This is a genomic window from Caulobacter sp. FV2ps19 (assembly GCF_058681035.1).
Genome location: NZ_CM178729.1, coordinates 1480130 through 1498357, shown reverse-complemented (window position 1 = coordinate 1498357; position 18228 = coordinate 1480130). Strand labels below are relative to the sequence as shown.

Below are 18228 nucleotides of genomic sequence, written 5' to 3'. Positions count from 1 at the left end.
CGAAATGGAACATAGTTAGAACATGGCCGATGGTGATCACACCCTGAAGATCAATGCGGCGCTCGCCGAGCGGATGAAGGCCGTGTCCAACGATCTCGGCAAGAGCCTGGACGAGTACGCTACCCAGCTGCTCGACGCCTTCACGGGGCTCGATCCACGCAAGGAAGACGACGCCTATTGGGCGGAGCTTCGTCGTGAGGCGGACGAGACCTTGCGGAATGGCGGCATTCCTCTCGAAGATATTGAGCAATGGATGCGGTCTTGGGGGACCGACGCCGAACTTCCTCCACCGGAGCCCCACCCCCGCGTTTGCGGATGAGGACAATCCAATTCTCGTCGACGGCGAGACGCGACCTGAACCGCCTTAGACAATGGCTGGAAAAGCGCGCGCCTCACGCCACGCGCGAGGCCGTCGATGCGATCGTCACCGCCTATAGGTCCCTCGAAGAGTTTCCCGAAAGAGGCCGGCGCCTCCCAGAGGGCCTGCGCGAACTCGTCGTTCCTTTCGGGTCGGCAGGGTATGTGATCCAATACGACGTTCATCTGCGGCAAGTGATCATCCTGCGCGTCTTCCACGCCCTCGAAGATCGCTGAATCCGCCGGACTCGCCTATATCTACCCGCGTGACCAACATCCCCACAGAAACCTCTGACGCCCCCGCCCTGACCGGCGCCGCCCTGATCAAGGACGAGGCCGCGCGCCTGCCCGACGGGCCCGGCGTCTACCGGATGATCGGCGACAACGACGAGGTGCTGTACGTCGGCAAGGCCAAGAGCCTCAAGAAGCGGGTGATCCAGTACGCCCAGGGCCGTTTCCACACCAACCGCATCGCCCACATGGTCGACGCCACCCGGGCCATGGTGTTCGTCACCACCCGCACCGAAGCCGACGCCCTGCTGCTCGAGATCAATCTGATCAAGTCGCTGAAACCGCGCTTCAACGTGCTGCTGCGCGACGACAAGAGCTTTCCCGAGATCCTGATCCGCCGCGATCACGCCGCGCCGCAACTGCGCAAGCATCGCGGCGCGCACACCATCAAGGGCGACTATTTCGGGCCCTTCGCCAGCACCTGGGCGGTCAACCGCACCCTGAGCATCCTGCAGAAGGCGTTTCTCCTGCGCTCGTGCACCGACAGCGTCTATGAGGGCCGCGACCGGCCCTGCATGCTGTACCAGATTAAGCGCTGCGCGGCGCCCTGCACCGGCCTGGTCAGCATCCCCGACTATCAGGCCCTGGTCGACCAGGCCGAGGCCTTCCTGAACGGCAAGTCGCGGGCGGTGATGGCCGGCCTGGCCGCCGACATGGAGGCCGCCGCCGAGGACCTGGAGTTCGAGCGCGCCGCCAAGCTGCGCGACCGGATCCGCGCCCTCTCGGCCGTGGCCCAGGAGAGCCAGATCAATCCCGACACGGTCGAGGAGGCCGACGTGGTGGCCCTGCACATCGAGGGCGGCCAGGCCTGCGTGCAGGTGTTCTTCTTCCGGGCCGGCCAGAACTGGGGCAACCGCGCCTATTTCCCCCGCATCACCGGCGCGGCGGAAGAGGAAGGGGTCAGCGAGGCGGCCCAGGCCATGACCGCGTTCCTGGGCCAGTTCTACGACGACAAGCCCATTCCACGCCTGATCCTGGCCAATATCGAGCCCGCCGAGGCCGCCCTGCTGGCCGAGGCCTTCGCGCTGAAGAGCGGCCGCAAGGTCGAGATCAGCGTGCCCAAGCGCGGCGAGAAGGCCGATCTGGTGCAGCATGCCCTGACCAACGCCAAGGAAACGCTGGGCCGAAAAATGGCCGAGGGCGGCGCCCAGACCAAGCTCCTGGCCGGGGTGGCCGAGGCCTTCGGCCTGGACGCGCCGCCCGAGCGGATCGAGGTCTATGACAACAGCCACATCCAGGGCACCAACGCCGTGGGCGGCATGATCGTGGCCGGGCCCGAGGGCTTCATGAAGGGCCAGTACCGCAAGTTCAACATCAAGGACACCGAGCTCACCCCCGGCGACGACTACGGCATGATGAAGGAGGTGCTGAAACGCCGCTTCGCCCGCCTGGTCAAGGAAGAGGAAGGCGGCGACAGCAGCGCCCGGCCCGATCTGGTGCTGGTCGACGGCGGCAAGGGCCAGCTGGACGCGGCGATCGAGATCATGACCGAGCTGGGCGTCGACGACATCGCCGTGGTGGGGGTTGCGAAGGGTCCTGACCGCGACGCCGGACTGGAGCGGTTCTTCATGCCAGGCAACACGCCGTTCATGCTCGAGCCCAAGTCGCCGGTTCTGTACTACCTGCAGCGCCTGCGGGACGAGGCCCACCGCTTCGCCATCGGCGCCCACCGCACCCGCCGCAGCATGGACCTGAAGAAGAACCCCCTGGACGAGATCGAAGGCGTCGGCCCCGGCCGCAAGAAGGCCCTGCTGCACGCCTTCGGCTCGGCCAAGGGCGTCGGCCGCGCCGGGGTGGAAGACCTGATCAAGGTCGACGGCGTCAGCCAGGCCCTGGCCGAGCGCATCCACGGGTTCTTCCGGAAGGGGTGAGGGCCCTTCTCCCCCTGCGGGAGAAGGTGGCGCGCAGCGCCGGATGAGGGGTCGCGCAGGCCTAACCGGACAGGGTTTTCAACCCCTCATCCGTCTCGCTGACGCGAGCCACCTTCTCCCGCAAGGCAGGGCTATCGCATATGGATCTGGCGCTAAAAGACCCAGCCTTCCTGGGCCTTGTGCCCAGGACCCATGGCGCCGCGGATGCGGACTTGGGTCGGTGTTACGGGCCGTTCAGCCGCGAATAGCGCCCAAATCAAAGCCTGCCTCAAACATGGGTCCTGGGCACAAGGCCCAGGAAGGCAAGATTTTTGAGTTTGTTAAAGGCTTGGGTCCGTCAGCAACCCATATGCGATAGCCCTGCCCCAGAGGGGAGAAGGAGAGCCCGCGCAGGCGTTTGAGGATCTGGGTCAGGGCCGCATCCGACAGGGGCTGGTCTCCACTCACAAGCCAGTACAAGGCATGGGTGTCGAGCAGCAGTCCCGGCAAGATCTAGAGCGGAGCCTTGGCCGGCGACCGCGCGCCCTTCAGCGCCTGCGACGCGATCGGCTTGGTCAGGTCCACACCCTTCTTGAGCGCCAATTGGCCCTTCAGGGCGCCGACGCCGCGTACGGTCACAAACTGGCCGGTGCTCGCGTCACGAACCGTTTGAGACGCCCCTGCGGGCGGAGTTTTCGCCACCTTGGTCATGCCAGGGTTTATACGCGAAAAGGCGGCCGCTGTCAGGCGTGTTGCACCGGCGCCCTCGCGCCAACTGGTCTTGCCGCACGCGTTCCGCCCGCGGTGAGCAACTCAAGCCTTCGTTCCCCGAGCAAGCCCTGCGACAACTTGCCACTGACCGTTCCCCCCCCCAAAAACGCCTGTGTGCTCAACAGTTTGGCGCCTTGTTAAGTCTTGCGGCGCTCTATGACAGCGTCGGGGCTCTGGCCCGTCGACCGCGAGACTGGCGACGCGTTCCTGCGATACCGCCCGCATTGAGGCAAGACTGAAGATGGCCACCCTCCCCTGGTCGAACGACGCGGGCGCGACGCTCGAGGCGCTCAAGAAATCTTTCGCGATCATCGAATTCACGCCCACCGGCAAGATCCTCACCGCCAACCCGCTGTTTTGCGAGACCGTGGGCTACGCCCTGGCCGAGATCGAGGGCCAGCATCACAGCCTCTTCGTTGATCCTCGCGATGTTCAGGGCCAGGACTACAAGGATTTCTGGGCGCGCCTGGGCGCGGGGCAATTTGACTCCGGCCAGTACAAGCGGCTGGCCAAGGGCGGCCGGGAGATCTGGCTGCAGGCCTCCTACACCCCCGTGCTGGGGGCCGGCGGCAAGGTGGTCAAGGTCGTCAAGCTGGCGCTGGACACCACCAGGGAAAACCTCAAGGCCGCCGAGGACGCCAGCGTGCTGCAGGCCATCTTCCGGTCGCAGGCGGTGATCGAGTTCGACCTGACCGGCGTCATCGTCGAGGCCAACGAAAACTTCCAAAAGGTCACCGGCTACAGCCGGCAAGAGCTGGTCGGCCAACATCACCGGATCCTGGCCGAACCCGCCTATGCGGCCAGCCAAGTCTATGCCGATTTCTGGGACAAGCTGCGCCAGGGGCAGTTCCTGGCCGATGAGTTTCGCCGGCTGGGCAAGGGCGGACGCGAGATCTGGCTGGAGGCGTCCTACAACCCGATCTTCGACGGCGAGGGAAAGGTCATCAAGATCATCAAGTTCGCCACCGACCTGACGACGCGAATGGCCAATGTCGCCTTTGTCGGCGCGGCCCTGGCGCAGCTGGCCGAGGGGGATCTGACGGCCCGGGTGCAGCGCGAACTGATGCCCTCGCTGGACCAGTTGCGCGTCGACTTCAACGCGGCCGCCGAATCCCTGCATGCGGCCCTGGCCCAGGTCTCGGCCGGCGCCTCGGCGATCCACGCCGGGACCGACGACATCGCCCGGGCGTCCGACGATCTGGCGCGCCGCACCGAGCAGCAGGCCGCCAGCCTGGAACAGACCGCGGCGGCGCTCGATGAGATCACCGCCACCGTCAAGCGGTCGGCCCAGAGCGCCCGCGACACCAATGCCGCGGTGTCGCTGACCCGCGGCGAGGCGGAGCATTCCGGCCAGGTGGTGGCCCAGGCGGTCGAGGCCATGGCCCAGATCGAGGCCTCGTCCCAGCAGATCACCCAGATCATCGGCGTCATCGACGAGATCGCCTTCCAGACCAACCTTCTGGCTCTGAACGCCGGCGTCGAAGCCGCGCGGGCCGGCGATGCGGGCCGCGGCTTCGCGGTCGTGGCCCAGGAAGTCCGCGCCCTGGCCCAGCGGTCGGCGGAGGCCGCCAAGGAAATCAAGACCCTGATCTCGACCTCGTCCCAAGGCGTCACCCGAGGCGTCAACCTGGTGGGCGAAACCGGCAAGGCCCTGAAATCGATCGTGGAGAAGGTCGCCGAGATCGACGCCCTGGTCGCCGAGATCACCGTGTCCGCTCAGGAACAATCCACCGGTCTTGGCGAGGTCAACACCGCCATCAACCAGATGGATCAGGTGGTGCAGCAGAACGCCGCGATGGTGGAAGAGGCCACCGCCGCCAGCCACGCCGTGACCCACGAGGCCCGCGATCTGGCCACTGTCGTCTCGCGCTTCACGATGCTCGACACCGCCCCGGCCCACCGCGCGGGCGGCGCCCGGGCCCAGGCCGGCTTCGCCCGAGCCAGCTAGGGACGGTCGCCTACAATCGCCCTCGCCCGCCGCCTTTCAGCTGGTCCAGCTTGCGGGTCGGGGCAGTTTCGGCCGCTTCGACCAGGCCCGTCCGTCCGCCGGCCGGGCGTGAGGCCGTGGTCGGCAGGGCCAGGGCGGCGACCTTGCGCGCTGCGGCGGCGAATTCGGCGCAGGCCTTGGCGCGGTCACGGGCCTTACGGACCGCGGCCGGGTCGTCGCTGGTGTCGATAATGTCCCAGGCCGCGTCGAGGGCGGCCATCAGCTTGACCAGCAGACGATCGCGCCAGGCGTTCAGGGACGAGGCGGGGGCGGAGGCGGAGGTTTGGGTCAGGGTCTGGGTCATGCCCCCAGTGTGAGGCGCCCCCGGGGAGCGGGGATAAGAAACCGGCATTTTCTTATAAACCTCTGATTTAAAATGACTCCATTTCCAAAACTAGGGGGATAAAGGGTCAGCGAGGGGTCGAGGACCTCGGTCCCGGCCACGCCGGGCGCGAGGGCTGGATCGCGACGGGATGGGCGCTGAAAACGGACCTTGCCCCTGTGGATAACTTTGGCGCCGGGGCGCGGGCCTTGCGCCCGGGCCGGGCGTGACCACTTCTGAGCGTATGCCCGACCTGACCGCCGCCCTGATCGCCCTGGCCGTCATCGCCGCCCTGGCGCCGGTGGCCGCCTGGGCGATCCGCAACGCCAAGCGGTCCAAGCGGGCCCTGGCGCCGCTGGCCGGCATGATGATGCTGCTGGGCGCCTTCCTGACCGCCGACCCGCCGCCGCCGCCGCGCGCGGAGTCGACCGCCCGCGACGAGGAGGACGAGGACGGCGCGCCGGACGGGACGCGACCGGACTAGGCTCCCCTCTCCCGCGCTTCCCCGAGGGCTATCGCATAGGGATCGGGCGCCAAACAACTTCGCCTTCCTGGGCCCTGTGCCCAGGACCCATGCCGCCACTGATGCGAGTTTGAGTCTGCGTTCTGGGCCGGTCAGCCGCGCAAGACACCGTCATCGCAACCGGCCTCCAACATGGGTCCTGGGCACAAGGCCCAGGAAGGCGGGATTTCTTAGAACACCGTCCAGGCGTTATCTCCGATAGGCGATAGCCCCCTCACCGGCCCCTTGATCGTGCAAGGCTTAAAATTTAGACCCGTAATCTTTTACACTTGTCAAACCTCAAGGGCCGCCCCAAAGTTCGGCGTCGCCGCTGGGGAGTACGCCGATGACCTTGCCCGTCTGGGACCGGCCGCGCCGCACGCCGCGAGTGGCGCGGCTGATCTCGATCGTCGTGGTGACGGGCCTGCTGGGCGGCCTGGCCTATGCGGTGGCCGACCTGGTGGCGTTCGAGCGGGCCCAGGCCCCCTTGCCGCCGCCGACCCCGCGCCAGTTGCTGGACGAGCGGCCCCGGGCCCGGGCCGCCTGGAGCCAGGTGCGGGTCGGGCTGAAGGCCCGGCTGAACCAGACCAACCCGCTGGACCTGGGCGCGGTATGGATGACCCGAACCGGTCAGGTGTGCGGCCTGGTCAATGGACGCGGCAGCTTCGGCGGCCTGACCGGCATGGTGCGGTTCTATTCGGTGGACGATGTCCCGGTGTTCCCCGAGGACGTCGAGCATCTGGCCTTCCAGCGCGCCTGGTTCCAGTGCCGGCGCGATCGCTGGGTGGCGCTGCATGACGGGGCCGAAGAGCCCGGCTTTTGCGGTACGGAACTGGGCAAGCGCCGCTGTTACACCGTGGTCAACGGCGTGAGACAGGACGGGCCGGGCCCTAGCGAGGATTGACCCAGCGCCCGCCGCCCACCAGCGGCAACGGCAGGGCGGCCTCGAACGCCAGCCCTTCGGGACGGAAATCAAACCGGGCCTCGCCCTTCAGTTCGCGACGGATCGAGCCGTCGATCAGGCGGGTGCCAAAGCCGGGCTTGCCCGGCGCGGTGACCGGCGGACCGCCGGTCTCGGTCCAGGTGAGGGTCAGGATCCGGGTCTCCGGGTCGATCCGCCACACGAGGCTGACAACACCCGCCAGCGCCGACAGGGCGCCATATTTGGCGCTGTTGGTGGCCAGTTCGTGGAACACCATCGACAGGGACACCGCCGTGTGCGGATCCAGCGAGACCGCCGGCCCGGCCCGCTGGATCCGCCCGCCATGGGCGGCCATGCAGACCGCCATCAACTCGCCCAGATCCGCCTCGCGCCAGCCGCCGCGCGTCAGCAGGTCATGCGCGCCCGACAGGGCGACCAGCCGGTCGGTAAACACCTCGACCGAGCGGGTGTCAGCCTTGCCGAAGGTCTGGCGGGCCAGGGCCTGAACCGTGGCCAGGGTGTTCTTCACCCGGTGGTTCAGCTCGTTGATCATCAGGGTGTGGTGCTGTTCGCGGACCTGCAGCTCGCCGGAGGCGGCGCTGAGCGCCGCGCCGATCGTGTCGATCTCCTCCAGGCCGCCGTGCGGCGGCATGACGACCTGACCGCCATGGCCGATGGCGCGGGCGGCGGCGGCCAATTGCCCGACCTCACGACTGATCCCGCGCGACAAGAACAGCGCCAGGCCAAGACCCAGGGCCAGAAGGAACAGGAAAACGCCGGCCGCCGCGAAGGCTGAAGGGGTCCTCGCCCGCGCCAGTTCGGTACGCGGGATGGTGACCAACAGAGTCCAGCCGGTCTTTTGCGAGCGGACATGGGCTCCCAGGCTCTCGATACGATCCAGCGACGGGCCGGCCACGACGCCCTCGTCGGACTGCCGCAGGGTCTGGAACTTGTCGCCCGCGACCTCATGGCCAACCCACCGCTCCTGCTCGACCGACCGGGCAATGATCTTCTGCTTGCGATCCAAAAGGCTGGCCACCCAGGTGTCGGGCACGCGCTGCTCCCGAAACACCGAGAGGAACCATGCGGCCTCGATCACATAGCTCACGACATAGACGTCGCCCTCTATGGTCACGGCCGTACTGACCAGGATCGCGGGCCTTTGGGCGGAAAGACCCGGCGACAGATTGCTCACCCGGGTCACACCAGCGTTGAAGTCGCGAACCGCCTCCGCTGGAATGTGAACCTGAGGCAGAGGCGCCCCGTAAGGGATACCGGTGTTTACGACCTGCTGGCCGCCTTGCGGCTTGTTGATTCTGGTGATCACCACCCGGCCGTCGCGCCCCACCACGACCCGGCGTGCGCGCGCGTCGAACGCCTTCCAGTCACCGTCCAAGAGCGCCTGGTCGCTAGCCAAGGTTTCAACAATCGCGATGCCCACCGAAGCCTGGCGATCCGCGGCGCCTGAAAGCGCCCTGGCGGTCGTCAACAACTGCTCCTGCAATTGATCGCGACCCTTACGCTCGGCGCCGGCCAACAGAAAGGCGATGGCCAAGACGGTCGGAATCAACAGGCTGATCGTCAGCAGCACCAGACGCCCGCGAACGGAATTCACGCTCTTGCGGATCCTGGCTGCAAAGCGATCGAGAATGTCCATGCTGACGAATGGCCGTCGGTGGCGAGATTCGGTGCAATCTCTCAAGGTTGTATAGCAAGCCGGTTTCGGCCAGACGTCACGCAAAAACGACCAACTCGGCCCAATGTGCTTTCGGGCGAACCCATAGCCCTTTGCCCGTTTGCCGCGTTAGAACCGGATCATGAAGAATCTTCCCAACATCCTGACCGCCTCGCGCCTGGTCCTGGCGCTGTTCATGTTCGTGGCCCTGGCCGCTGCGGCGGGGGCCGTGCCCTGGCTCAGCGAGCGCCTGACGGCCCAGGACCAGCTGCGGCTGGAACGCTGGGCGTTCTGGGCCTTCGTGGTCGCCGCCGTCACCGATTTCTTCGACGGCTGGCTGGCCCGCAAGCTGAACGCGGTCACGGTCTGGGGGGCGATCCTCGACCCCATCGGCGACAAGATCCTGGTCTGCGGCGCCCTGCTGGGCCTGATGGCGCTGGGTCCCAACGCCATGATCGTGCTGCCGGCCGGCCTGATCCTGTTTCGCGAATTCGCCGTCAGCGCCCTGCGCGAAGTGGGAGCCGGCAAGGGCCTGAAACTGCCCGTCACCGTGCTGGCCAAGTGGAAGACCACCCTGCAGCTGGTGGCGATCGGCGCGGAAATGGTGCTGGCCTCGTGGTCGGCCTTCGGCCTGCCCGACACCCCTGACGTGGTCGGCCCCGCCACCCTGGCGATCCACGGCCTGCTGTGGCTGGCCGCCGTCATCACCCTGATCACCGGCGCCCAATATTGGGAGGCGGCCCGCAAGGCCCTGACCTGATCGCCCTATTCGGCCGCCAGCAGCTGCTGGGGCGGGTCGTTCTCGTCCGCCACCACGTCGGGATCCTCCGGCCCGTACAGCAGCCAGTCGGTGTCGACGCCCCAATTGGGATGCCGGGCTCGCTCGGCGCGCATCATCAGGGTCAACCAGCTCGCGCCCGTCGTTCTCAGCACCATTCTCGCCTCCTGAGTCTGGATCGTTTTTTGAGAATGACTCGCAATAAAGGCGTCCGCAAGGCCTCGCGAACGGCGTCCCGAAGGGGCGTGAAATTCGCGCTGGGCGGACCCAAAAGGCCTCGTCCAAGATTCCCCTTGCTGGCGCGCGCTTATGCCCCCATTATCGTCCTATCGAATTCGCTGCCGTTCGGCCTGCTATTCCATGCTTCCTTCGAGGAAGCGCCGGACGCGCCTACCGATCCCCAACGAACTTTGATCGACGAACGGAACGCTTCCGGCGGCGACTACTATCCAAAGGACTATCACACCATGGCTACCGGCACCGTTAAGTGGTTCAACGGCACCAAGGGCTTCGGCTTCATCCAACCGGATGACGGCGGCTCGGACGTTTTCGTGCACATCTCGGCCGTTGAGCGCGCGGGCATGCGCACGCTGAACGAAGGTCAAAAGATCACCTACGAACTGGAACAAGACAAGCGCAGCGGCAAGATGTCCGCTGGCCAGCTGCAAGCTTAATCCAGTCAGAAGGCCGTGGTTCGCTGCGGCCCTTCAAAGCTTCCTATAGGCCGGCGCTTGCGCCGGCCTATTTGCGTTTTGGCCGACGGCTTATAGTCTGCCGCCATCCTCACAGACCCGGTTGAACGGCATGCGCATAGCCCGGCTCCTGATCATCCTGCTGGCTGGCCTGACCCTGGCCGCCTGCGGCTCGCTGCCCCGCAACGCCTTCACCGCCACCGAGATCACCGGCGTCGCCCCGCAGGGCCTGACCGGCATCCGTTTCAACGCCAGCGACGCCGGCGCCGCCGTCCGCTTCGCCGAAGCCGCCCGGAACCGGGTCAGCCACCAGAAGGCCTTCGATGTGCTGGCCATCTCGGGTGGCGGCTCCAACGGCGCCTATGGGGCCGGCGTGCTGGTGGGCTGGACCAAGGCCGGCGATCGGCCCGAGTTCGACATCGTCACCGGGGTCAGCACCGGGGCCCTGACCGCCCCCTTCGCCTTCCTCGGCCCCGACTGGGACAAGCGCCTGACCCAGGCCTATACCGGCGACGCGGCGGGCAAGATCCTCAAGCGCCGGGGCCTGGACATCTTCTACCGGCCCGGCTTCTACAACACCGAGGCCCTGAGCGACCTGGTGGAGAAATATGTCGATCCGCCGCTCCTGTACGCCGTCGCCGTCGAGCACGCCCGGGGCCGGCGGCTGCTGATCGCCACCACCAATCTCGACACCGAGCAGACGGTGATCTGGGACATGGGGGCCATCGCCTCGCGCGGCGACGAGGCGGCGCTGAAACTGTTCCAGAACGTGCTGGTCGCCTCCTCCAGCATCCCCGGCGTCTTCCCGCCCACCCTGGTCGAGGTCGAGGGCGAGGGCCGCAAACTGTCGGAGATGCATGTCGACGGCGGCGTCACCATTCCGTTCTTCGTCGCCCCCGAAGCCCTTCTGTTGTGGACCACGCCCGAACAGGGCGTCGCCCGGCCGGGCAATATCCGGGTGATCGTCAACGGCAAGATCGGCGGCGAATTCGCCTTCACCCCGGGCGGCACCCTGTCGATCATCAGCCGGTCCTGGGCCACCATGAGCAAGGCCCTGCTGCGCACCCACCTGTCCGCCAGCGCCGCCTTCGCCCGTCGCAATGGCGGCGGCCTGCTGTTTGCCGCCATTCCCGACGGCGTCGACCTCGACACCTCGGGCCTGGACTTCAAGGCCTCCACGCGCGAGGCGCTGTTCAAGCTGGGCTATGAGCGCGCCTCGACGGGAAAGGCCTGGAACGCCCCGGAAGTTCCGGTGGAAGCCCCGCCGGTCGACCACGTTCAGAACTAAAGCGTCGCGCGGAAAAGTGGACGCCGGTTTTCCGCGAAAGCGGCGCGAAAACAAAAATCTAGAGCAAGGCGCGTGAGTCCGATTTCACGCGCCTTGTCCTAGCGCGGCGGCGTTTCGACGACGCCCGCCCGTTGGACGACCCGCGCCGTCTGCAAGGCCGGACGCGCCCGGCGGCCTGACGGGATCGGCCTGTCAGATCAGCCTGCGCGACAGCGAGCCGCGTTCGCCCAAAACCCCGTTAACCCCACACCCGGGTTCGGGACTTGCGCCGACCCGACTCCGTCTCTAAACGGGCGCCTTAACCTGCAAGATGGTCGGCAGCGGGCGCGCGGATGTGCGCGACCGTGTCTCTGCGCGCGAGTTTCCTATGCCTAAAAGAACAGACATCTCCTCGATCCTGATCATCGGCGCCGGTCCGATCGTCATCGGCCAGGCGTGCGAGTTCGACTATTCCGGCGTCCAGGCCTGCAAGGCTTTGCGCGCCGAGGGCTACCGGATCATCCTGGTCAATTCCAACCCCGCCACGATCATGACCGACCCGGACGTGGCCGACGCGACCTATATCGAGCCGATCACCCCGGAGATGGTCGCCAAGATCATCGAAAAGGAACGCCCTGACGCCTTGCTGCCCACCATGGGCGGCCAGACGGCCCTGAACACCGCCCTGGCGCTCGAAGCCAATGGCACCCTGGCCAAGTTCGGCGTCGAGATGATCGGGGCGAAAGCGGAGGTCATCGACAAGGCCGAGGACCGCCAGAAATTCCGCGACGCCATGGACAAGCTGGGCCTCGAAAGCCCCAAGTCCAAGGCCGCCCACAACATGGACGAGGCCCGCGAAGGCCTGGCCTTTGTCGGCCTGCCCGCCATCATCCGCCCCAGCTTCACCCTGGCCGGCACCGGCGGCGGCATCGCCTATAATCTCGAGGAATTCGAGGAGATCGTGCTGCGCGGGCTCGACCTGTCGCCGACCACCGAGGTGCTGATCGAAGAGAGCGTCCTGGGCTGGAAAGAGTACGAGATGGAGGTGGTGCGTGACACCGCTGACAACTGCATCATCGTCTGCTCGATCGAAAACATCGACCCCATGGGCGTCCACACCGGCGACAGCATCACCGTCGCGCCGGCCCTGACCCTGACGGACAAGGAATATCAGTGGATGCGCGCGGCCTCGATCGCCGTGCTGCGCGAGATCGGCGTCGAGACCGGCGGCTCCAACGTCCAGTTCGCGGTCAATCCGGCCGACGGCCGCATGGTCGTGATCGAGATGAACCCGCGGGTGTCGCGCTCCTCGGCCCTGGCCTCCAAGGCCACAGGCTTCCCGATCGCCAAGGTCGCCGCGCGCCTGGCCGTCGGCTACACCCTGGACGAGCTGAAGAACGACATCACCGGCGGCGCCACCCCGGCCTCGTTCGAGCCCAGCATCGACTATGTGGTCACCAAGATCCCGCGCTTCGCCTTCGAGAAGTATCCGGGTTCGGAAGCCAGCCTGACCACCGCCATGAAGTCGGTCGGCGAGGTGATGGCCATCGGCCGCACCTTCAAGGAAAGCGTCCAGAAGGCCCTGCGCGGTCTGGAAACCGGCCTGACCGGCTTTGACGAAATCGAGATCCACGGCGCCGACGATCCCGACGCCGGCAAGGCCGCGGTGATCCGCGCCCTGGGCATGCCCACCCCCGACCGCATCCGCGTCATCGCCCAGGCCTTCCGCCACGGCCTGACCGTGGAAGAGGTCAACGCCGCCTGTTCCTACGAGCCCTGGTTCCTGCGCCAGATCGCCGAGCTGATCCGCCAGGAAGGCTGGATCCGGGCCGGCGGCCTGCCCACCGACGCCCAGGGGTTCCGCGCCCTGAAGGCGCAAGGCTTCTCCGACGCCCGCCTGGCCAAGCTGGCCGGCTCGACCGAGAAGGCCGTTCGCCTGGCCCGCCAGGACCTGAACGTGCGCCCGGTCTATAAGCGCATCGACAGCTGCGCCGGCGAGTTCGCCGCCACCACGCCCTACATGTATTCGACCTATGAGACCGGCGCCCTGGGCCAGGTTCCCGAGTGCGAAAGCCTGCCGACCAACCGCAAGAAGGCGGTCATTCTGGGCGGCGGTCCCAACCGCATCGGCCAGGGCATCGAGTTCGACTATTGCTGCTGCCACGCGGCCTTCGCCCTGGATGCGATCGGCATCGAGTCGATCATGGTCAACTGCAACCCCGAGACCGTCTCGACCGACTACGACACCTCCGACCGCCTGTATTTCGAGTCGCTGACGGCCGAGGACGTGCTGGAACTGCTGCATGTCGAGATGAGCAACGGGACCCTGGCCGGCGTCATCGTGCAGTTCGGCGGCCAGACGCCGCTCAAGCTGGCCCACGCCCTGGAAGAGGCCGGCGTGCCGATCCTGGGCACCAGCCCCGACGCCATCGACCTGGCCGAGGACCGCGAGCGCTTCCAGCAGCTGCTGGACGGCCTGAAGATCGCCCAGCCCGAAAACGCCATCGCCCGCACCTGGGACGAGGCCCGCGTGGCCGCCGAAGAGATCGGCTTCCCGTTCGTGATGCGCCCGTCCTACGTGCTGGGCGGCCGCGGCATGGAGATCATCCGCGATCACGAGCAGCTGGAACGCTACATCCTCAACACCGGCGAGATCTCGTTCGAGCACCCGATCCTGCTGGACCACTATCTGAGCCGCGCCACGGAAGTGGACGTCGACGCCCTGTGCGACGGGACCGACGTGTTCGTGGCCGGGGTGCTGGAACATATCGAGGAAGCCGGCGTCCACTCGGGCGACAGCGCCTGTTCGATGCCCCCCTTCTCGCTCAGCGCTGAGACCGTGGAAGAACTGAAGCGCCAGACCGTCAAGATGGCCCTGGCCCTCAACGTGCGCGGCCTGATGAACGTGCAGTTCGCCATCGAGGAGCCGCACTCGGCCAACCCGCGCATCTATGTGCTGGAAGTGAACCCCCGCGCCTCGCGCACGGTGCCGTTCGTGGCCAAGACGATTGGTCAGCCGGTGGCCGCGATCGCCGCCAGGATCATGGCCGGCGAGACGCTGAAAAGCTTTGGCCTGGTCGACAAGCCCTATGACCATATCGCGGTCAAGGAAGCGGTCTTCCCGTTCGCCCGCTTCGCCGGCGTCGATACGGTGCTGGGCCCGGAAATGCGCTCGACCGGCGAGGTCATGGGTCTGGACTGGAAGCGCGAGGGCGAGGCCGACATGGCCCCCGCCTTCGCCCGCGCCTTCGCCAAGAGCCAGCTGGGCGGCGGCGTCACCCTGCCCCGCGAAGGCACCGCCTTCGTCTCGGTCAAGGAAAGCGACAAGCCGTGGATCGTCGAGCCCGTGCGCCTGCTGCAGGCGGCCGGCTTTACGGTGATCTCCACCGAAGGCACCCGCGCCTATCTGGCCACCCAGGGCATCGAGGTCGACTACGTCAAGAAGGTGCTGGAAGGCCGGCCGCACATTGTCGACCTGATGAAGAACGGCGGCGTGCAGCTGGTGTTCAACACCACCGAAGGCAAGCAGGCCCTGGAAGACAGCTTCGAGATCCGCCGCACCGCCCTGATGATGAAGGTGCCCTACTACACCACCTCAGCCGGCGCCCTGGCGGCGGCCCAGGCCATCGCCATCGCCCCGGCTGAAGCGCTGGATGTGCGGCCGCTGCAAAGCTACTAGCGGCGACGCAGCCGCGACGGTCCCGCCCCCGCAGGGCGGGACCGTCGCCCATGGATCAAGGCGCTAAAAGACCCTGCCTTCCTGGGCCTTGTGCCCAGGACCCATGCCAGCGGCAGGCTCTGATGTCTTGAGCTGTTTGAGGCTGAAAGGCCCAGAATCCGGACCCAACTCAGCGGCTCCTGAACCGTGGATCCTGGGCGCAAGGCCCAGGAAGGCAAGATTTCTGAATTTATTGAAGGTCTGTGCCCGCCAGCACCCCCTCTTGACGATCCCGCCCCTGAACGGCGCGATCATCGCGAGGGTGTTACGAGCCCCAATTGAGCCGGCCCGCCGCCCCCGCTAAGCTGCGCTGATGACCTACACCGACGCGCAAGTCGCCGCCCTCGCCGCGCGCCTGCTGGACCACTCCCTGCCCAAGGACCAGTGGACCCATGCCGCGCATCTGACCGCCACCCTGCGGCTGGTGCGCACCCGTGACGCCGGGCTGGAGCGCGACATGCCGGAGATCATCCGCAGCTACAACGTCGCCGTCGGCGGGGTGAATGACGATACCAGCGGCTATCACGAGACCATCACCCAAGCCTATCTTACCGCCATCCGCGCCTTCGTCGCCGCCCTGCCGCCCGGCCTCGGCGACAGCGAAGCCGCCGCCCGCCTGCTGGCCACCCCGATGGGCGACAAGGCCTGGCCGCTGACCTTCTGGTCGCGCGAACGGCTGTTCAGCGTCGAGGCCCGGCGCGGCTGGGTGGAGCCGGATCTGCGGCCGCTCGACGCGTCCTGATGCTGCTGCTCGCCATCGCCATCCTGGGAATCAATCTGCTGACCTTCGCCGTCTTCGGCTGGGACAAGGCGGCGGCGCGACGGCGCGAGCGGCGCATCCCCGAACGCACCCTGCTGACCCTGGCGGCCCTGGGCGGCAGCCCGGCCGCCCTCCTGGCCCGCCACACCCTGCGCCACAAGACCCGCAAGCAGCCCTTCAGCGCCTGGCTGATGCTCATCCTGTTCCTGCAAACGATCACTCTCGTCGTCATGGCTGCGGTGCGGTTCGCGCCCGATTGAAAGCTCGCGCAGGGCGTGCGTTAAAAGGCCATGCGCCTTTTCCTCACCGCCCTGCTTGTCGCCCTCGCCCCGGCCGCCGCCGCCCGCGCCCAGATGCCGCCGCCCCTGCCCGCCGAGGCCCTGGTCGAGACGATCGAGCCGGCCAAGGTCGACTATCTGAAAGCCCACATCGTCGCCTCGGGCCCGGTGACCGGTCCGCTGAGTCTGAACCTGCCGGCCGATCTCTATGGCGCCCGGCTGATCCTGCTGGGCGAGAGCCATGGCGCCGCGGCGCCCCAGGCCATCGACCTGCAACTGCTGACGCAGCTCAATCGCCGGGTGGGGCTGAGGGACTATGTGGCCGAGATCGATCCGGTCCAGGCCGAGCGTTTCAACCGCTATCTGGCCACCGGCGACGAGGCCGATCTGGACCGGGTGTTCGATTTCTGGACCAACACCGCCCAGTGGGGCAACCAGCTGTTCGAAGACAAGATCCGCAAGATCCGCGCTCTCAACCAGACCCTGCCGGCCGATAGACGCATCCGTTTTTGGGGTCTGGACGCCATTCAGGACTGGCCGTTGCTGCTGGACTGGCTGACCGCCGCCGGCGCCAAGCCCAGCGCTGAAGACTTCGCGGCCGTCAAAACCGAAAAGGACCGCGCGGCTCTGGCTCTGCTGTGGCTGAACGCCTCTTCCGGCGGCGATCCGGTCACCCGCGCGGCCCTGAAGGCCGGCCTGACCCAGCGCGCGGGGGGCGGCAATCGCGAGAGCACCATCTTCGCCGGCTATGAGCACCTGGTGACGTCCGGCGCGCTGGGCGATCGCCCGGCCTATGGGCTGTGGGGCGTCTATCACGTGCTGCAGGCCCCGGTGAACAAGGCCCCGCCGTTCGCCGCCCGCGTGCGCCAGTCGACTCTGCCGGCCGCCAAGTCGATGGTCAGCATCGCGCTGGTGCTGCTCGACAGCACCGTGGTCATCCCCGCGCCCCTGCCCACCGGCGTAAAGATGATGCGCATGGACCAGTTCAACGCCGACGGCCCGATCATCAAGGTCGAGGGCTCGGCCGACCTGCGCGCCGCCACGACGCCTGGCAGCGTCACCCTGTTCGACCTGGCCGCGCCGGGGTCGCCCTATGCGACCGGCCCGGATTTCGTGACCGTGACGACCACCATGGGTCAGAACTTTGTCCCCGACGATCCCAAGGCCCCGGCCACCGACTATGTGCGCCTTGTCGGCGTCGTGCGCGGCTCTGACTGGGCCCCGCCGCGCGCTCCCTAACGCGGTGGGTTATGGGCCTCGACGAAGCCAGGCGCCGATCCCACCTTGACTGACGCGCGCGGCGCCCCGCCACTCTGGGGCAAAAGCGGAGCCCTCACGCCATGATCATCGTCCATCACCTGAACAATTCCCGCAGCCAGCGGGTGCTTTGGTTGCTGGAGGAGCTGGGCGTTCCCTACGAGGTCAAGCGCTATGAGCGCGACCCCCAGACCATGCTGGCCCCGGTGGAGCTGCGGGCCATCCACCCGCTGGGCAAGTCGCCGGTGATCACCGACAACGGCAAGGTCATCGCCGAGACCGGGGCGATCATCGACTACATCCTCGACACCTACGGCCAGGGCCGGCTGATCCCGCCGGCCGGAACCGCCGAGCGCCTGCGCTACACCTACTGGCTGCACTATGCCGAGGGCTCGGCGATGACGCCGCTGCTGCTGAAGCTGGTGTTCACCGCCCTGCCCACCCGGGCGCCGGGCCTGCTGCGCGGGCTGGTCAAGGCCGTGGCCAACAAGGCCCAGAGCGGGTTCATCGATCCGCAGCTGAAGGCCCATATCGACTACTGGGACGATGAACTGGCCAGGTCGGCCTGGTTCGCCGGCGAGGCCTTCACCGCCGCCGACATCATGATGAGCTTCCCGCTGGAGGCCGGCGCGGCCCGGGCGGGGGCCGCCTCGCGCCCGAAGGTCAAAGCGTTCCTGGATCGCATCCACGCCCGCCCCGCCTATCAGGCGGCCCTGAAGCGGGGCGGCCCCTACGACTACGCCTGACAGTCACAACGTCGCACCCGCGCCAGGGTTAAGACAAATTGAACCCTCATTGTGA

At 67.2% G+C, this 18228-nt stretch carries 18 protein-coding genes; 14 read left to right on the top strand and 4 right to left on the bottom strand.

The genetic code is table 11. The features are described from left to right. Positions 1-22: 22 nt before the first annotated feature. From ACW18B_RS07305 to uvrC, 3 genes are read left to right on the top strand one after another with little or no spacing between them, the layout of a single operon-like run. Positions 23-319 carry an antitoxin gene (locus ACW18B_RS07305; protein ID WP_492050776.1) on the top strand — a complete coding sequence of 99 codons (297 nt, stop codon included), beginning with the start codon at positions 23-25 and terminating at the stop codon, positions 317-319. Then, complete coding sequence (locus ACW18B_RS07300) at positions 250-594, top strand: type II toxin-antitoxin system RelE/ParE family toxin (RefSeq protein WP_492050774.1); 345 nt, start codon at positions 250-252, stop codon at positions 592-594. Before ACW18B_RS07305 ends, ACW18B_RS07300 begins: the two co-directional genes overlap by 70 nt. A gap of 17 nt (positions 595-611) precedes the next feature. Continuing rightward, complete coding sequence (gene uvrC / locus ACW18B_RS07295) at positions 612-2519, top strand: excinuclease ABC subunit UvrC (protein ID WP_492051641.1); 1908 nt, start codon at positions 612-614, stop codon at positions 2517-2519. A gap of 492 nt (positions 2520-3011) precedes the next feature. On the opposite strand, the gene ACW18B_RS07290 is transcribed toward uvrC, so the two are convergent. Continuing rightward, positions 3012-3209 carry a hypothetical protein gene (locus ACW18B_RS07290; protein ID WP_492050772.1) on the bottom strand — a complete coding sequence of 66 codons (198 nt, stop codon included), beginning with the start codon at positions 3207-3209 and terminating at the stop codon, positions 3012-3014. Between the two features lie 301 nt (positions 3210-3510). Between ACW18B_RS07290 and ACW18B_RS07285 the strand changes: the two genes are divergently transcribed. Then, complete coding sequence (locus ACW18B_RS07285) at positions 3511-5217, top strand: methyl-accepting chemotaxis protein (RefSeq protein ID WP_492050770.1); 1707 nt, start codon at positions 3511-3513, stop codon at positions 5215-5217. 10 nt (positions 5218-5227) lie between these two features. Here the strand turns inward: ACW18B_RS07285 and ACW18B_RS07280 are convergent, their stop codons facing one another. Further along, positions 5228-5560 carry a hypothetical protein gene (locus tag ACW18B_RS07280; protein WP_492050768.1) on the bottom strand — a complete coding sequence of 111 codons (333 nt, stop codon included), beginning with the start codon at positions 5558-5560 and terminating at the stop codon, positions 5228-5230. A gap of 244 nt (positions 5561-5804) precedes the next feature. Between ACW18B_RS07280 and ACW18B_RS07275 the strand changes: the two genes are divergently transcribed. Both ACW18B_RS07275 and ACW18B_RS07270 read left to right on the top strand, forming a co-directional pair. Further along, positions 5805-6062 (top strand): hypothetical protein, encoded by a 258-nt coding sequence (locus ACW18B_RS07275; RefSeq protein ID WP_492050766.1) that lies wholly within the window; start codon positions 5805-5807, stop codon positions 6060-6062. A gap of 364 nt (positions 6063-6426) precedes the next feature. Continuing rightward, on the top strand, positions 6427-6984 hold the full coding sequence (locus ACW18B_RS07270; RefSeq protein WP_492050765.1) for a hypothetical protein: 558 nt from the start codon (positions 6427-6429) through the stop codon (positions 6982-6984). Here ACW18B_RS07270 and ACW18B_RS07265 read toward each other — a convergent pair. Further along, on the bottom strand, positions 6971-8617 hold the full coding sequence (locus tag ACW18B_RS07265; protein ID WP_492050763.1) for a sensor histidine kinase: 1647 nt from the start codon (positions 8615-8617) through the stop codon (positions 6971-6973). The genes ACW18B_RS07270 and ACW18B_RS07265 overlap by 14 nt on opposite strands. Before the next feature lie 202 nt (positions 8618-8819). Between ACW18B_RS07265 and pgsA the strand changes: the two genes are divergently transcribed. Continuing rightward, on the top strand, positions 8820-9437 hold the full coding sequence (gene pgsA / locus ACW18B_RS07260; protein WP_492050761.1) for a CDP-diacylglycerol--glycerol-3-phosphate 3-phosphatidyltransferase: 618 nt from the start codon (positions 8820-8822) through the stop codon (positions 9435-9437). A 5-nt stretch (positions 9438-9442) separates the two neighbouring features. On the opposite strand, the gene ACW18B_RS07255 is transcribed toward pgsA, so the two are convergent. Then, positions 9443-9613 carry a hypothetical protein gene (locus tag ACW18B_RS07255; RefSeq protein ID WP_492050759.1) on the bottom strand — a complete coding sequence of 57 codons (171 nt, stop codon included), beginning with the start codon at positions 9611-9613 and terminating at the stop codon, positions 9443-9445. A gap of 309 nt (positions 9614-9922) precedes the next feature. Here ACW18B_RS07255 and ACW18B_RS07250 point away from each other — a divergent pair, with 309 nt between their 5' ends. The 7 genes from ACW18B_RS07250 to ACW18B_RS07220 all read left to right on the top strand — a co-directional run bounded on the left by ACW18B_RS07250 (position 9923) and on the right by ACW18B_RS07220 (position 18173). Then, positions 9923-10129, top strand: a complete 207-nt coding sequence (locus tag ACW18B_RS07250) for a cold-shock protein (RefSeq protein ID WP_108504542.1) — start codon at positions 9923-9925, stop codon at positions 10127-10129. A gap of 130 nt (positions 10130-10259) precedes the next feature. Beyond that, complete coding sequence (locus ACW18B_RS07245) at positions 10260-11435, top strand: patatin-like phospholipase family protein (RefSeq protein ID WP_492050758.1); 1176 nt, start codon at positions 10260-10262, stop codon at positions 11433-11435. Between the two features lie 367 nt (positions 11436-11802). Beyond that, positions 11803-15093 (top strand): carbamoyl-phosphate synthase large subunit, encoded by a 3291-nt coding sequence (carB, locus tag ACW18B_RS07240; protein WP_492050756.1) that lies wholly within the window; start codon positions 11803-11805, stop codon positions 15091-15093. Between the two features lie 352 nt (positions 15094-15445). Beyond that, on the top strand, positions 15446-15874 hold the full coding sequence (locus ACW18B_RS07235; RefSeq protein ID WP_492050755.1) for a hypothetical protein: 429 nt from the start codon (positions 15446-15448) through the stop codon (positions 15872-15874). Further along, positions 15874-16152 (top strand): DUF1294 domain-containing protein, encoded by a 279-nt coding sequence (locus ACW18B_RS07230; protein ID WP_492050753.1) that lies wholly within the window; start codon positions 15874-15876, stop codon positions 16150-16152. Before ACW18B_RS07235 ends, ACW18B_RS07230 begins: the two co-directional genes overlap by 1 nt. Before the next feature lie 30 nt (positions 16153-16182). Next, complete coding sequence (locus ACW18B_RS07225) at positions 16183-17409, top strand: TraB/GumN family protein (RefSeq protein ID WP_492050751.1); 1227 nt, start codon at positions 16183-16185, stop codon at positions 17407-17409. 101 nt (positions 17410-17510) lie between these two features. Then, on the top strand, positions 17511-18173 hold the full coding sequence (locus ACW18B_RS07220) for a glutathione S-transferase family protein (protein ID WP_492050749.1): 663 nt from the start codon (positions 17511-17513) through the stop codon (positions 18171-18173). The last annotated feature ends 55 nt before the right edge of the window (positions 18174-18228 follow it).

Coding starts and splice junctions, on each gene's coding strand:
- ACW18B_RS07255 (WP_492050759.1), bottom strand. CDS start 9,613: ATGGTGCTGAGAACGACGGGCGCGAGCTGGTTGACCCTGATGATGCGC.
- ACW18B_RS07285 (WP_492050770.1), top strand. CDS start 3,511: ATGGCCACCCTCCCCTGGTCGAACGACGCGGGCGCGACGCTCGAGGCG.
- ACW18B_RS07235 (WP_492050755.1), top strand. CDS start 15,446: ATGACCTACACCGACGCGCAAGTCGCCGCCCTCGCCGCGCGCCTGCTG.
- pgsA (WP_492050761.1), top strand. CDS start 8,820: ATGAAGAATCTTCCCAACATCCTGACCGCCTCGCGCCTGGTCCTGGCG.
- ACW18B_RS07225 (WP_492050751.1), top strand. CDS start 16,183: ATGCGCCTTTTCCTCACCGCCCTGCTTGTCGCCCTCGCCCCGGCCGCC.
- carB (WP_492050756.1), top strand. CDS start 11,803: ATGCCTAAAAGAACAGACATCTCCTCGATCCTGATCATCGGCGCCGGT.
- ACW18B_RS07290 (WP_492050772.1), bottom strand. CDS start 3,209: ATGACCAAGGTGGCGAAAACTCCGCCCGCAGGGGCGTCTCAAACGGTT.
- ACW18B_RS07305 (WP_492050776.1), top strand. CDS start 23: ATGGCCGATGGTGATCACACCCTGAAGATCAATGCGGCGCTCGCCGAG.
- ACW18B_RS07220 (WP_492050749.1), top strand. CDS start 17,511: ATGATCATCGTCCATCACCTGAACAATTCCCGCAGCCAGCGGGTGCTT.
- ACW18B_RS07250 (WP_108504542.1), top strand. CDS start 9,923: ATGGCTACCGGCACCGTTAAGTGGTTCAACGGCACCAAGGGCTTCGGC.
- ACW18B_RS07245 (WP_492050758.1), top strand. CDS start 10,260: ATGCGCATAGCCCGGCTCCTGATCATCCTGCTGGCTGGCCTGACCCTG.
- ACW18B_RS07270 (WP_492050765.1), top strand. CDS start 6,427: ATGACCTTGCCCGTCTGGGACCGGCCGCGCCGCACGCCGCGAGTGGCG.
- ACW18B_RS07280 (WP_492050768.1), bottom strand. CDS start 5,560: ATGACCCAGACCCTGACCCAAACCTCCGCCTCCGCCCCCGCCTCGTCC.
- ACW18B_RS07300 (WP_492050774.1), top strand. CDS start 250: ATGGATGCGGTCTTGGGGGACCGACGCCGAACTTCCTCCACCGGAGCC.
- ACW18B_RS07230 (WP_492050753.1), top strand. CDS start 15,874: ATGCTGCTGCTCGCCATCGCCATCCTGGGAATCAATCTGCTGACCTTC.